General features: G+C 64.2%; 12 protein-coding genes and 1 pseudogene. 5 read left to right on the top strand and 8 right to left on the bottom strand.

Annotated features, from left to right (window positions below; all coding sequences use genetic code 11):
• Window positions 1-67: 67 nt before the first annotated feature.
• Complete coding sequence (locus tag P0D70_RS20520; RefSeq protein ID WP_408185827.1) at window positions 68-1,276, top strand: acyl-CoA dehydrogenase family protein; 1,209 nt, start codon at window positions 68-70, stop codon at window positions 1,274-1,276.
• 12 nt (window positions 1,277-1,288) lie between these two features.
• Entirely contained in the window at window positions 1,289-2,419 is a 1,131-nt protein-coding gene (locus tag P0D70_RS20515) for an acyl-CoA dehydrogenase family protein (RefSeq protein WP_408185826.1), read from the top strand.
• A 219-nt stretch (window positions 2,420-2,638) separates the two neighbouring features.
• On the opposite strand, the gene P0D70_RS20510 is transcribed toward P0D70_RS20515, so the two are convergent.
• The 4 genes from P0D70_RS20510 to P0D70_RS20495 all read right to left on the bottom strand — a co-directional run bounded on the left by P0D70_RS20510 (window position 2,639) and on the right by P0D70_RS20495 (window position 6,881).
• A complete protein-coding gene (locus tag P0D70_RS20510) occupies window positions 2,639-3,103 on the bottom strand; it encodes a RidA family protein (protein WP_408185825.1) in 465 nt (154 codons plus the stop codon).
• A gap of 77 nt (window positions 3,104-3,180) precedes the next feature.
• Window positions 3,181-4,704, bottom strand: a complete 1,524-nt coding sequence (locus P0D70_RS20505) for a M81 family metallopeptidase (protein ID WP_408185824.1) — start codon at window positions 4,702-4,704, stop codon at window positions 3,181-3,183.
• Window positions 4,705-4,716: 12 nt separating this feature from the next.
• Complete coding sequence (locus P0D70_RS20500) at window positions 4,717-5,466, bottom strand: creatininase family protein (protein ID WP_091792721.1); 750 nt, start codon at window positions 5,464-5,466, stop codon at window positions 4,717-4,719.
• A gap of 128 nt (window positions 5,467-5,594) precedes the next feature.
• Entirely contained in the window at window positions 5,595-6,881 is a 1,287-nt protein-coding gene (locus tag P0D70_RS20495) for an MFS transporter (protein WP_408185823.1), read from the bottom strand.
• Between the two features lie 136 nt (window positions 6,882-7,017).
• On the opposite strand from P0D70_RS20495, the gene P0D70_RS20490 reads away from it, so the two are divergent.
• A complete protein-coding gene (locus P0D70_RS20490; RefSeq protein ID WP_091792720.1) occupies window positions 7,018-7,992 on the top strand; it encodes a LysR family transcriptional regulator in 975 nt (324 codons plus the stop codon).
• 256 nt (window positions 7,993-8,248) lie between these two features.
• On the opposite strand, the pseudogene P0D70_RS20485 reads toward P0D70_RS20490, so the two are convergent.
• The 4 genes and pseudogenes from P0D70_RS20485 to P0D70_RS20470 all read right to left on the bottom strand — a co-directional run.
• A pseudogene (locus tag P0D70_RS20485) lies at window positions 8,249-8,872 on the bottom strand (hypothetical protein); the annotation flags it as partial.
• A gap of 340 nt (window positions 8,873-9,212) precedes the next feature.
• The gene (locus P0D70_RS20480; protein WP_408185822.1) at window positions 9,213-9,620 is read right to left on the bottom strand and encodes a hypothetical protein; all 408 of its coding nucleotides are present in this window, start codon (window positions 9,618-9,620) and stop codon (window positions 9,213-9,215) included.
• On the bottom strand, window positions 9,617-10,783 hold the full coding sequence (locus P0D70_RS20475; protein WP_408185821.1) for a cupin-like domain-containing protein: 1,167 nt from the start codon (window positions 10,781-10,783) through the stop codon (window positions 9,617-9,619). Before P0D70_RS20475 ends, P0D70_RS20480 begins: the two co-directional genes overlap by 4 nt.
• Window positions 10,777-11,727, bottom strand: a complete 951-nt coding sequence (locus P0D70_RS20470; RefSeq protein WP_408185820.1) for a TylF/MycF/NovP-related O-methyltransferase — start codon at window positions 11,725-11,727, stop codon at window positions 10,777-10,779. The genes P0D70_RS20475 and P0D70_RS20470 overlap by 7 nt, the downstream gene beginning before the upstream one ends.
• 475 nt (window positions 11,728-12,202) lie before the next feature.
• On the opposite strand from P0D70_RS20470, the gene P0D70_RS20465 reads away from it, so the two are divergent.
• Together P0D70_RS20465 and P0D70_RS20460 are read left to right on the top strand one after the other, a co-directional pair.
• The gene (locus P0D70_RS20465; RefSeq protein ID WP_408185819.1) at window positions 12,203-12,826 is read left to right on the top strand and encodes a DUF3455 domain-containing protein; all 624 of its coding nucleotides are present in this window, start codon (window positions 12,203-12,205) and stop codon (window positions 12,824-12,826) included.
• Between the two features lie 73 nt (window positions 12,827-12,899).
• A complete protein-coding gene (locus P0D70_RS20460) occupies window positions 12,900-13,991 on the top strand; it encodes an LLM class flavin-dependent oxidoreductase (protein ID WP_408185818.1) in 1,092 nt (363 codons plus the stop codon).
• Window positions 13,992-14,177 lie beyond the last annotated feature (186 nt).

Raw genomic sequence — 14,177 nt, 5'->3', positions numbered from 1 at the left:
TCGATACGAATCGACCGGCGTTGCATTGTCCACGCCGGTCGGCCAACCCTCTTCGGAACAACCCGCCATGGATCTGAACTTCACTCCCGAGGAAGAAGCCTTCCGCGCCGACGTGCAGGCCTTCTTGCGCGACAAGCTCCCGCCGCGTCTCGCCGCCAAGGTGCACGGCGGCCGCCGTCTCACGCGCGATGACATGGCCGCGTGGCACGCCATTCTCAACGCGCAAGGCTGGCTCGCGAATCACTGGCCGAAAGAGTACGGCGGCCCCGGTTGGAACCCGGTGCAAAAATTCATCTTCGAAAACGAATGCGCGCTGGCCGGCGCGCCGCGCGTGGTGCCGTTCGGCGTCAACATGCTCGGCCCGGTGCTGATCAAATACGGCAGCGAAGCGCAAAAACGCCATTGGCTGCCGCGCATTCTCGACGGCTCGGACTGGTGGTGCCAGGGCTACTCGGAACCGGGCGCCGGCTCCGATCTCGCCTCGGTCAAAACCAGCGCGGTGCGCGGCACGGATGCGCAAGGCGAGCACTACATCGTCAACGGCCAGAAAACGTGGACCACGCTCGGCCACTACGCGAACATGATCTTCTGCCTCGTGCGCAGCGCCACCGACGTGCGCAAACAGGAAGGCATCAGTTTTCTGCTGATCGACATGAACACGCCGGGTGTCGAAGTGCGCCCGATCATCACGCTCGACGGTGAGCACGAAGTCAACGAAGTGTTCTTCACCGACGTGCGCGTGCCGGTGGAAAACCTGGTCGGCGAAGAGAACAAAGGCTGGACTTACGCCAAGTACCTGCTCACGTATGAGCGCACCAATATCGCGGGCGTCGGCTTCTCGGTGGCCGCCTTCAACCGGCTGCGCAAGATCGCCGCGAAACAGCGGCGCAACGGCCGGCCGCTCGCGGAAGACCCCGCGTTCGCCGCGCGCATGGCGCGGGTTGAAATCGATCTGGAGAACATGAAGACCACCAACCTGCGCGTGATCGCGGCGGTGGCCGGCGGCGGCGTGCCCGGTGCCGAAAGCTCGATGCTGAAGATTCGCGGCACCGAGATTCGCCAGGAAATCTCGTCGCTCACGCGCCGCGCCATGGGTCCGTATGCGCAGCCGTTCGTCGAGGAAGCCTTGCAGGACGGTTTCGAAGGCACGCCGGTCGGCCCCGACGAAGCCGCGAGCGCCGCCTCGCTCTATTTCAACAATCGCAAGCTGTCGATCTTCGGCGGTTCGAACGAAATCCAGAAGAACATCATTTCCAAAATGATCCTGGGACTGTAAGGGGCGCACGTCATGAATTTCCAGCACACCGAAGACCGCCGCATGCTGGCGGACACGCTCAATCGTTTTGTCAGCGAGCAATACGGCTTTGAGACGCGCGACCGGATCGCGCGTTCGGCACAAGGCTATAGCAGCGAGTTATGGAGCCGCTTTGCCGAACTCGGGGTGATCGGCGCATTGTTCGATGAAGCGGACGGCGGTTTTGGCGGCGGCGGTTTCGATATCGCCGTGGTGTTCGAGAGCCTCGGCAGCGGCCTCGTGGTCGAACCGTTTCTGGATACGCTGATTGTCGGCCGCGCGATTGCGCGCAGCGGCGACGAGGCGCAGAAGGCTGTGCTCGGTGACTTGATCGACGGCTCGCGAATCGTTGCGCTCGCGCACGGCGAGCCAGACAGCCACTACGAACTGTCTCGCGTCACCACGCGCGCGCAGCGCAGCGGCGACGCGTGGCGGCTGAACGGCGCGAAAGCGGTCGTGCAGCACGGCGAGCATGCTTCGCTCTTTCTGGTCTCGGCGCGCACGAGCGGTGATGACGACGACGAAGCCGGCGTGACGCTCTTTCTCGTACCGCGCGATGCGGCCGGCGTTAGCGTGCGTGGCTATCCCAGGATCGACGGTGGGCGCGCGGCCGAAGTGACCTTCGACAACGTCACGCTCGACGACGACGCATTGCTCGGCACCGCGGGCGCGGGCTTTGCAACGCTCGAGTACGCGGTTGGCTGCGGTGTGCTGGCCTTGTGTTCCGAAGCGGTGGGCGCGATGGATGTCGCTAAAGACTACACGCTAGAGTATCTGCGCACGCGCAAGCAGTTCGGCGTGCCGATCGGCAGCTTTCAGGCATTGCAGCATCGCATGGCCGATCTCCTGCTCGAGATCGAGCAGGCGCGCTCGGCGGTGATCAACGCAGCCGCGGCGCTCGGCGCCGAACGCCGGCAGCGGGAGCGCGCGGTGTCGGCGGCCAAGTACAGCATCGGGCGAATCGGCACGCGCGTGGCGGAGGAATGCATTCAGTTGCACGGTGGAATCGGCATGACGTGGGAACTGCCGCTCGCTCATTATGCGAAGCGTCTCGTGATGATCGATCATCAACTCGGCGATGAAGATCACCATCTCGAACGGTTTGTCGCACTGGGACGGGAATAGTCGCGACTTGTGGGGAATCGCGATCGGCGGTGCGCGCAGACTGACGGTGAATGCAGCGCCGCCTTCTTCTGACCGCACCTCGATCGCGTCTTCATGGGCCACGGAGATTATGACGACTACCGAGGTCTGCCGGGACTACGCAGGCGCCATACAGATGGAGATGCCGCCTGCGCACGAAACCCCGGTAAATTTCAGAAGCGGCTGTGACCAGCGACGTCGTTAACCTATCTCGACGTTCATCTCGAGTTCCACACACGCGCCCAACGGAATCTGCGCCACGCCGAAGGCCGATCGCGCATGCTTGCCGCGCTCGCCAAATACCTCCGCCAGCAATTCCGACGCACCATTCGTCACCAGATGTTGCTCGACGAAGTCCGGCGTTGAATTGATAAGACTCATCAGCTTGACGATCCGCGTCACGCGATTAAGGTCGCCCACGTGCGCGTGCAGCGTCGCAAGCAGATCGATGGCGATCGACCGCGCGGCGACGCGCCCTTCTTCCGTTGTCAGGTTGCTGCCGAACTTACCTACCCACACTTTGCCGTCCTTCTTCGCGATATGGCCGGACAGAAAGATCATATTGCCGCTTTGCGCACTCATTACGTAGGCGGCCGCGGGTGCGCCGGCAACCGGCAACTCGATGCCGAGTTCCTTGAGTCTGGCGTAAACGTCCTGTTGGACCATGACATGCTCCTTAAATAGTGGGGTGATCAATATGAAATGCTCTGGCTTCGGGCAATGAAACCACGCTGATGCGATGACTACAACGCGGTCGAATCGAACACCATCGCGCCGAGTTCGCCCAGCGACTTCCCGTTCGGACTCACACGAATTCGCGGATCGAGTCTCCGCCACGGCAGATCGGAAGGATCGGCGGCCATGGGACCGGGTGCTTTGGCGACGAGGATCGTGTCGGCAATCGCCTGAAAGTCCGCGCGGAAGTGCACTGAACTTTTGTTGACTAGAATCTTCATTCGTGACGGCTCGATCCCCGCCGCGCGATACAGGTTCTGCTCGAACATCTGCGTCTTGATCGAACTCACCGCTATCCTCACCCCGTCAATGCGAAGGCACGCCACCGGCCCGAGATCGCCCGGCATTCCGTTCATCATCGGTCCGTCAAAGCGGAAATGTCCGTCCGAAACATGTTCGACGTAAAAACTTGCTGCCAGCGGTTCGTCTCCGGGCACGCCCGACCGGCCTCCCAACGCGAGTTCGAGCGTCGCACCCACGCCTGCCCGATGGGCCGCGGCTGCCGCCGGGGCATCCCAGATCATGCCGAGCGCGGCATCGGTCGCGCCGTGGCGCAACAGCGCGCGCGCCATGAACATCGTGTTCGAATCGCCCCCTGCTCCCGGGTTGTCCTGTGTATCGGCAATGACCACGGGCCGCCGTGCGCTGCGGCTGCGCTGCATGGCGTCGATCACCGCCTGGTCCGGCGTGAGGAAGCGAACCGCCCACAGCGCTTCGTGCGCGGCGATGCGTTCGAACAAGGTGTCGATAGCCGCCGTCAACGCTGCTTCGTCATATCCGTAGCCCCAGATCATCGGCCCGCACTCCGGAAAGTCGGCCGCCGGGAACCCCGGTGCGAAGGATAGCGAAGCGATCGTGTCGCGTTCGAGCGAGGTCATGAGTTCATACACGCCGCGTGCGGGTTCGACGAGCGTGCACATCGCGTTGATGGGAATCAGAAACGGAATGCGCCGCGCCGCCCGCTTGAGCGGTCGCCCATTGGTCAACAGATCGTCGAGAATGCGCGCCGCGCGCTCCCCTGTTTGTGCCATGTCGACATGCGGATAGGTCCGATAGGCGACAAGGGCGTCGGCGTAGTTCAGCATTCGCTGGGTCACGTTCGCGTGCAGATCCAGCGTGACGACGACCGGAACGCGAGCACCGACGGCTAACCGGATGCGCTCCAGCAGTTCGCCTTCGCCGTCGTCGGTGTGCTCGGCGACCATGGCACCATGCAGGTCGAGATAAATGGCGTCGAATGTCTCGGTCTCGACGGCCAGCAAAATGCTGCCCGCGATCCGCTCATAAGCGTCTCGCGTCACATGGGCCGACGCACTCGCGCCTGCCCAGATCACCGGGACCAACTCGTGTCCGGCGGCCTCGGCGTGCCGGATGAAACCGGCGACCGGAACGTTGACGCCACGCAGATCCAGTACGCCGGCACCGCGCGCGAGCGCGGGAAAGCCCTCGCCTTGCAGAAAATTTCCCCAGCCGGCGCGGGTGGGCGCGAACGTATTGGTTTCGTGCTGGAAACCGGCAATCAGGATCTTCATTAGCGCAAGCTGTCAGTCCGGTACGCTTTCGCGGCTGAACGCATCCATCTCGCGGATCAGGCTTTGTGCGGCGAGCTTGACCAGCGCGCCGCCCTTTTCCGGAGAGGCGAGCCCCGGATCGGAGCCCATCCGTCCATCGGAATAGCGCGCGCGAAAATCGAGCGCCTCGCGAATCGGTCCCGATGGTGCGATCTTTGGCGAGTAGCTGGCCGTCTTGATCGACCCGGGAAGCGCCCATTGCGTAATGGCGATTTCGGAGGGCGTGGCATGGATGCCATGCCCTTCGGGAAACTGCTCTCGCGCCAGTTCGCCGACGCCTTCCAGATCCCACCAGTTGCACAGCTTCAGCGCGAACCCCGCGCGGCGTTTAGCGAAACTGGCCTCAGCATAGATCTCGGAGAAAGCGGCTTCGATCGACGCGACGTTGCCGCCATGGCCGTTCAGAAACAGGATCTTCTCGAAGCCGTGACCCGCGAGCGAGCGCGTCCAGTCGCCGATCGCGGCCATGAAAGTCGAGGGCCGCAGCGAGATGGTCCCCGGAAAGCCCAGGTGATGCTGCGCCATACCGATGTTGAAGGTCGGCGCAATCAGGATGTCAGCGCTCTTCTCGGCTTCGTGCGCGATGATTTCCGGGCACAGCCAGTCCGTGCCCAAAAGACCCGTCGGACCGTGCTGCTCGTTCGAGCCGATCGGCACGACGATCGAACGGCTTCGTTCGAGGTACTGCCCGACTTCGACCCATGTTGACTGGTACAAAAGCATTTGAAGTTCTCGCTTTCGCCGCTACCCGCAGGAAACGCGGCGCAATAGGGTTGACTGCGGCTCATCGACGACACCTGCGGATAACCGTCAACGAGCATCCTTATCCGGAGCTGGACCTGCCCCGCCCGTTATTCTGAAGGCAACCTGTTCGCGAAGAGCAGCACGGCGCCGCATAGCGCCAGACCGGCGACGATCAGGAGTCCAAGATGGAGGTTGCCGGTCGCCGTCTTGGCCCAGCCGATGATCGCGGGTCCCCAGAATCCACCAGACAGCCCGATCGTATTGATCAGGGCAATGCCACCCGCGGCCGCGTCGCCCTTGATAAATTCGGATGGGATCGCCCAGAACACCGTGTACGCCATCCACAGCATGGTTATGGCGAATGTCAGCAGAACGAGCGTGGCGACGAGATGGCCGTCGGTCAAAACCGACAACGAAAGCAAGATGGCGGCGAGAAACGCCGGCACGGAGCTGTGATAACGCCGTTCGCGACGCGCATCCGAACGGCGGCCGATCAGGTACATGCCGAACGCGGCCCCGACGTAGGGAATCGCCGCATACCAGCCGAGCCGGATCGTATCGTCGACACCTTGCGACTTCACGATGGTCGGCAACCAGAAACTCATGGCGTAAATCGACGCGATGATGCAAAAGTACGCGCAAGCCAGCAGATAAATCCTCGGGCTGCGCAGAACAGCCTTGAACGAATGGTCTCCAGCGGGCACGGCTACGAGTTCGGATTCGAGCAGGCGCTTCTCGTCATCGTTCAGCCAGTTGGCCTCGGCGGGCCGATCCGACAGCACGAACAGCGTGAGCACGCCCAGCACGATGCACGGCAGACCTTCCACGAGGAACATCCACTGCCAGCCGGCGAGACCCGCTTTGCCGGCGAGGCTCGTCATCAGCCACGCGGAGAGCGGGCCGCCCACAATGCCGCCGATCGGGCCGGCGAGAAACACGATCGCGATTGCGCGGGCCATACGTGAGGGACCGTACCAGCGCGAAAGATAAAAGATCATGCCCGGCGCAAACCCCGCCTCGAAGATGCCGAGCAGAAAGCGCATTCCGTAGAACATCTGCACGTTGCGCACAAACAGCATGCATGCCGAGGTAATGCCCCACAGCACGAGGATGCGGAAGAAGGTTTTCCGTGCGCCGATTTTCGGCAGCATCAGGTTGCTCGGCAGTTCGAACAGCACGTAGCCCAGAAAGAAGATGCCGGCGCCGACGCCGTAAGCGGCATCGGAAAAGCCCAGGTCGCTTTGCATCTGCAACTTGGCGAAGCCCACGTTCACCCGATCCAGATAAGCGAACAGATAACAAAGCAGAAGAAACGGCAGCAGCCTGAAGTTGAGCCTGGCATAGAGCGCGGGAACGTCGTTCCAGCGGGTCGCCGCGGGTTGAATTGTTGCCATGCCAGCCTCCATGTCGAACGTCTTGTTCAGTTCATCCTGTATGCGCATGGTGGCGACTCCGAGCCGGACTAGCAACAGCAACTAAGTTCACGTATCGTTGCCTACAGAGCAACGACAGCGTCGACGGGAGACCGGCATGAGGGAAATCAATCAGCAGCGCCTGCGCTATTTTTATGAGGTGTTGACTCACGGCACGATTCGCGGGGCGGCGGATAGCCTGAACACGTCGCCCTCCGTCATTACGCGGCAGATCAAGCTGCTGGAGGACGAACTCGGCGCCACGCTATTCGAGCGCCAGGCGCGCGGCGTGACGCCCACCGAGGCGGCGGCGCATCTGCTCGAATTCTGGAGAGGGTATCGGTCGCAGCAGGAGAAACTGGAGGACCAGCTTCATGCCATGAAAGGTCTTCAGCAAGGCCATGTTCAACTGGCTATCAGCGAAGGGTATGTCGACGCGCTGATCGACGAGGTGATCGCCCCGTTCTGTGCGCACTATCCCAAGCTGGACATTGGCGTGGATATGCTGCCGGTCGACGACGTGTTGGCCGAAGTGGCCGAGAGCCGCGCCCATATCGGGCTGGCTTACAATCCGCCGCCCCATGCGCGGATTGAATATCGCGCCAGTTCCTCGCAGCCCATCGTCTTGCTGGTTCGATCGGAGCATCCGCTGGCACTGAGAGGCACGCCGGCAAGCGTCGAAGACCTGCTCGCTTATCCCCTCGCGTTGATGCCGGGCAACTTCGGAATTGGCCACGCGGCCAAGATGCTGGAGTTTGCCGAGAACATCGAGATTCGCCCTGCCCTCACCACGAATTCGCTGACCGCGCTCAAGCGCATCGTCGCTTCTGATAACTTCATCACGCTCGTGGGAGAATTCGCTGCGTATCGCGAGATCGCGGCGGGCGACCTGGCCGTCGTACCCATCGACCATCCATTGTTTCGCGGCATCAAGGCGCGACTACTCGTCAAATCCGGCCGCCCACTCGTGGCGGCTGCCCATGAGTTGCTCAACTGGATCCTGCAGCGCATGACGATGTTTGCGGAGCCGGACGACGCCGGCCGTGGCCGGACGGCTAGCGGCCGGCCACGCCGACGTGGCGCGGCGCGCTAGCACGCACACGAGTGAGCGGCATGCCTGTTCGCACCAAACGGAACAGCGATGTCCGGGCAAGCTGGACAGGCATTTCGCGAGCAGTGCGCGCTGACGTTGCCCCTCTTGTCCGGATTGATTCGGCGAGTTGCAAGCGCAGAGCCGCCGCACCCTCGCGCGATCAGACGGACAGCGTCTGCTGAAAATTCAGATTGGGCGAGTTCAGCGCCAGGTCCGTGCTCAGGTTGGGCAGGTTGAACGAACCGCTGCCGGAAACCGTCTGGTCGAGACCGCCTTGCGCGGCCCACTGGAAGTTGCCCACGCCGGAAACACCGTCGGCGCCGGACACGTCGTGCGTCTCGATCTGCTTGTAGACATCCGGGTTCTGCAGCATGTAGGAAGCCGCGGCCGACACATCGGACGGCGTGCCGGCGGGCGGATTATTGGCCAGCTTATAAAGCTGGTTCGGATCGAGCGACGAGATGCCGTTCTGGCTCATGTAGCTCGCGAGCGCACCGGCCGCGCTTTGTGCGCCCATCATGGCGCCTTGGGTGGAGATCGAATTCATCGTATCGGTTGCGCCCGGCGCGGGCTCGCTGTCGAGCCCGCCCTGCGCCGCCCACTCGAAGTTGCCTACGCCGGAAATGCCGTCCGCACCTGCCACGTCGTGCGTTTCGATCTGCTTGTAGACATCCGGGTTCTGTAACATGTACGCCGCCGCAGACGACACTTCGGGCGGTGTGCCCGCAGGCGGATTGTTGGCCAGCTGATAAAGCTGGTTTGGATCGAGCGACTTGATGCCGTTCTGGTTCATGTAGCTCGCGAGCGTGCCCGACGCACTTTGTGCCATCGCGTTCTGTCCCACCGACGACGAACTCTGCTGCAACGCCTGATTGATCATCGCATCGACTTGCTGCTCCAACTGCTGGATGGACTGATCTTCTGTAGAAAACGAAGCGTCGAAGCTCGGCGTGGCAAGACTGGAGACGGTGTCGTTGGCGATAGCGGTCATGGGATCCTCGGCAAGGAGAAACAGACCGCCGCCGGTCAGGCGGAAATGAAGCGGAGCACAGCGGCGGTCCGGGGTCGTCTAATGCTAATTGGGCGGTCGGCTCCGGTTCCGGCCCACGCGAACAGCGGGCCGAAAATGCGAAGCCATGTCCTGGCGAAGAGGAGCGCGCGGCAGCAGAAACGACACACCGGCAAACACGCCCGCGTGCCGCGGCAACCCGCGCCGCGCATCACTGAACCTGCGCGGCGCCTCGCGCGGCCTGCGCTTCGCAGTAGGCGAGATACTTGTCGTAGGCCTGTTGCGGCGGCGTTTTGGCGTACCGCCCGTAAAGACGATCGATAAAAGTGGTCAATTCCGCCTGTGCGTACAACTGCCGTTCGATCGGCATCGCCGCCGCCACGCGCTGCGCCTTGCGCAACTCGTCTTCCTTGCTGACGCCCGCATCGCGGTCCTGCGCGATCAGCTTCGCGTTGTTCGCGCGCGTCGTGCAGACCTGCGTCATGGCCGCCGAAGCCTGCGCCTGCGCGGACACCGGGCCAAGCGCCGCCGCCGACGCGAGCAGCGCGGTCACGGCCATGCTGCGTACGAAGGGAAAAAAGCGCGCGCGGGGTGAGTCGCCTGGGGTTGTGCCGATCATCCGGTCCTCGTCGTATTCGATGCAATCGATGTTGAAGGGGTCCTGTCAAGCAGCGTTGCCGCGGTTACGTCGTCGGCAAACCGGCTGATCGACAGCACATGATCCAGCGCCCAGACGCAGTGAAACCAGCCGGTCGGAATCACCAGCAGGTCACCCGGTTCGAGCATGACATCCACGCCGAGCGCATCGGCAAAGCGCGGAAAGCGCGTCAGGTCCGGGGCTGCCACGTCGACGCGGCAAGGACGATACGTGTTGAACGCATCGACCGCATAGACGGCGCGCTCCTGAGCCGGCGCATAGAGCCGCACGCGCTTGCGGCCGTGGAGCTGCGCGAGAAACGAATTCGCCAGATCGCAATGCAACCGCGTGACCAGTGCGGCGGCGCTGGCCCGCCCGAACCAGAGTTGTCCGGAGCCGAACAGGCGCGCCGGCAGCATCGGCAGGCAAAAGCGCGCTTCCCATGCGGGCGGTAGCAGGCAGCCTTCCGTGTAGGTCGCAGCGCCGGCGCCGGGAGCATGCTGCGCGACGAACCCGTCGATAAAGTCGGCGACAGTTTGCGCAAGGCCGCTCGACGGGTCCGCGCGCAGCACCGTCGCCCCCTCCTGGGTGCGCCAATCGTCCAGCGTCCACGCGACTTCGGGCCAGCTCACCATGCCGCGCAACACCAGCGGGATGGATGCCTCGAGCGTGTCCGCCAGTGCCGCATGCAGGCTCGTGTCGCTGCAGCCGCTCACCCGCAGCGACGGCACCGTCTCCAGCGCAGCGGGTGCGCGCCGTTGGGCTCGCTCGAGCGCCATGCGCCCCATCGCCGAGGGCCGCTTGAGCAGTTGCAGCCAGTAAGCGGCGAGCCGCTCGGCGCCATCGATCCGCACACCGCCGAGCGCCGTGGCCGCGGCACTGCGGGGATCGAAGCCGGTGGGGTCGTCGAGCATTGCGCTCAGCAAGGCCCGCTTCAGCGTGATGCGAGCTGCGGCGCCGTGCGTGTCGCCACGCGGGATTGGCGCCGACTCGATTCGCCAACCGAAGGTGAAACGGCGGCTGGCCTCTGCACGATCGCTGACGATCAGATCCACGGTGGTCACTTGCGGCGGCGCCACGTAATGTTCGCCGAGCCGCGCTTCCAGAAGCGCGCTGAGTTCGTCATGCGCGATCATGTTCACCATGGCTTGCGCCAGTACACCGCTTGAGCATTGACACGCATCAGCGGCGCATCGATGCGATGCGCGCTACGGTATTCGTCGACGGCGCGCGCGCAGCCGGTCGGCAGACCATAGTCGTCGACGATCACGAAGCCGCCCGGTGAAAGACGCGGATACAAGGACTCGAGCGCGACACGGGTCGACTCGTACCAGTCACCATCGAGCCGCATCAACGCAAGGCGCTCGATCGGCGCATCCGGCAAGGTGTCGGCGAACCAGCCGGGCAGAAAGCGCACCCGGCGATCGAGCAGACCCACGCGCGCGAAAGCCTCGCGCACGGTCGCCAGATCGCTGCGCAGGAGGCCGACCGCGCGCATCAGGTGATGCCAGATCGCATCGCGTAGGTCGGTGACCGGGTCCGGCGCGGGCAGGCCCGCGAACGAATCGGCCACCCACACGCCGCGGCCGACGCCGCCGAACGCGGTCAGCGCGGCACGCATCAGAATCGTCACGCCGCCGCGCCATACGCCGGTTTCGATGAAGTCGCCGGGCACGCGTTCGTCGATCACCACGCGCGCCAACTCGACGACGTTATCGAGCAGCACGTCATCGCACATCGTCAGACGGCGCGACTCCTGGTGCATGTGGTTGAGCGCGTGCGCCATGCGTGAGGGCTCGATGCCGGCAATATCGGCAGCCGAGCAGCGGCGCGGCGCAAGCCATTCAGCGAACACACGGTCCGCCTCGGCGAGCCGCTCGGCGCAATCGTCGGCGGTGATCGGCGCGGCTCGGGCCGGCGCGCGATGCGCGGGATCATCGAGGTCGGCCGCGCCGCCAATGTAGCGGCGGATCATGGCCTGGTAGACATAGGCGCGCTCGTTATCGACGGCTAGCATGGATAGCCGCGGATCGGGGCCGGACGAAGAAGCGGAAGCAGGACGCGGAGGATTCGGAAGATTCAATTCCATCGCCGGTTCGGGTGGGCTCTCGGGCCGTTATGCGCAGAGGGCGTTGCGCAGAAGCTGTCCCGCCAGATGGCGGGCGCGGCGGCAAGCGAGGCCAGTATCCCGCCGAGCCCGGGCACGGTTCGACTGAGGCGCGAATGAATGCATACTCATGCGAACCACCGGCGCCTTGCCGTTTGCCGTTTGCCGTTTGCCGTTTGCCGTTTGCCGTTTGCCGCTTGCCGCTGCCGCTGCCGTCCTGCCGTCCTGCCGTCCTGCCGTCCTGCCGTCCTGCCGTCCTGCCGTCCTGCCGTCCTGCCCGGCAAGTATGTGTGCCCGTCGTACCTGCGTGCGGTTTTCGATCCAGTCTTTCGTATCGAGCGAGGCAGTAGCGCGCCGGATCAGGTGTGATGCCAATATTGCCCGCCCGCCCCTTGCTCCCATGACCGGTTTTCCGCCCCGCCCCGTGCAGCCGCCGCGCCCCTCGACGCTGTGCCTCATGGCTTGCTGCCTGCTCGCCCTCACCGGCTGCGCGACGGCGCCCAAACCGCCGCCGACCTCCGACGAATCCCTACCCGCGGCATTGCGCGCCAGCCAGGACGAAGTACTCCAGGAAGTCATGACCACCCACGGCGACGAAACCTACGTGTGCCGGCGCATCAGGACGAGCCCGCCCGCCTTCGGCGTGACCGCGCGGCCGGACACGCTGCCCGGCGTCGCCCGCGACGGTACGCAACTGGCCTGGGATCCTCTGGGCTCCGAAGCAATTCTCGTCGACGCCGCAGGAAAAAGCGTCGGCACCGTCGCGCCGGGCCGTTACTTCCTCTCCTACGACGGCAGCTACGTGATCGGCAATATCGCCGCCGAAAGCCAGGTTGGTGCGAATGCGCTGACCTGGGTGCGCTACACGGCCCGCTTAGTCGCCGCCCCACGCCCCGGCGAAGGCCGTTTCGCCGACGTCAGTTCGATCCAGCGCATCGACACCTCGGGCGGTTTGCCGCCCCAACCGTTGTGCGAACTCGAAGGCGCGCATCTGCTCGTGCCGTACGGCGCGACGTATATGTTCTACCGCGCGAGGGGCCACGCGCCTGCTGCACTGCCTGCGAATCAGGCCTCGCGGTAACCCCCGCGTCGAATGGGACCGCGGTAGCGCTGCTCAAGCGCTGACGCCGGCCGACTGCTGTATATGGGAGTCGATGATGCAATTTGGTCTGTTCATGACGCTGCCCGCGCCCGAGCCAAAGCCCGCCGCCGAGTTGTACCAGCGCGCGATCGCCATGGCCGAAGCCGCCGATACGCTCGGTTTCAGCCACCTGTGGCTTGCCGAACATCACTTCACGAACTATTCGCACTCGTCGCGGCCGCTGATGCTGCTGTCCCATATCGCCGCGCGCACCCGCCATCTGCGTCTCGGCCCGGCGATCGTGCCGGTGCCGCTGCATCATCCGCTCGTGATCGCGGAAGAACTCGCCACGCTCGACGTGCTGAGCGGCGGACGCGTCGAGGCCGGCCTCGGCAGCGGCTATCAGCGCTACCAGTACGAGCGCTTCCAACTTGTCAAAGGCGCCACCTCGGCCCGCGACGACGAAGCGATCGACGTGCTATTGCAGGCCCTACGCGAACCTCTGTTCTCGCATCACGGCGAACACTTCAGCATTCCCCGCACCGGCCTCGTGCCGCAGCCCCTGCAACGCGCGATGCCGGTGTGGCTGGTCGTCAATTCAAGCCGGCGCGAGTCGGTCGAACAGGCCGTGCGGCGACGCGCAAACCTCTTCACCGGCGTGCTCGAACCCATTTCGAAGCTGACCGACGTACGGCGCCACTATCCGGACCTCGCCACCGGGCTCTCGACAGTACGCATCGGCACACAGCGGCCGGTGTTCGTCGCACAAAACGAAGCGCAGGCCCGCGAGGCCGTCGAGCATGCCCGCTGGAACGGACGCGCGACGCTGCGCCTGCGTCACGATATGGGTGACGTGGTGGACGGCATGGTGCCGACGCAGCCCCTGCCCGACGAACCCTCCGATGACGTGCTGCGCAACGATTTCCTCGTGATCGGCACCGCCGACGAATGTATCCGCCAGTTGCGCCGCATTCAAGGCGGCCTCGGTTGCGACTACTTCAGCGCAAGTTTCTGGTTCGGTTCGATGCCGCACGACATGGCGATGGAATCGATGCGCCGCTTCGCACGCGACGTGATGCCCGCATTCGCCGGCGATGCGCCTGGAGCGGGCGCGCAACGAGCAGCGGCGTCGCGCCCGCAATGGGAAGCCACGCTCACGTGGTGATGCGCGTGGTGAATAAAGCGCTGAACCCATTCAGCACGCATGACACGCTTGCCCGCGCGCCCCATTCGCCGCCGACACGTTCGCATCCTCGTTCCAAACTTCGGACTTGCAGCACCGCCGTGTGACGTGGCGATGAAAATTCGTCATCGTCGGCAATCAGCCGATGCGACCGTCCTCACCTGGGAG

The sequence above is a fragment of the Paraburkholderia sp. RL17-381-BIF-C genome, from assembly GCF_046026435.1.
Classification (GTDB): Bacteria; Pseudomonadota; Gammaproteobacteria; order Burkholderiales; family Burkholderiaceae; genus Paraburkholderia.
This window is presented reverse-complemented; position numbering and strand designations above follow the sequence as displayed.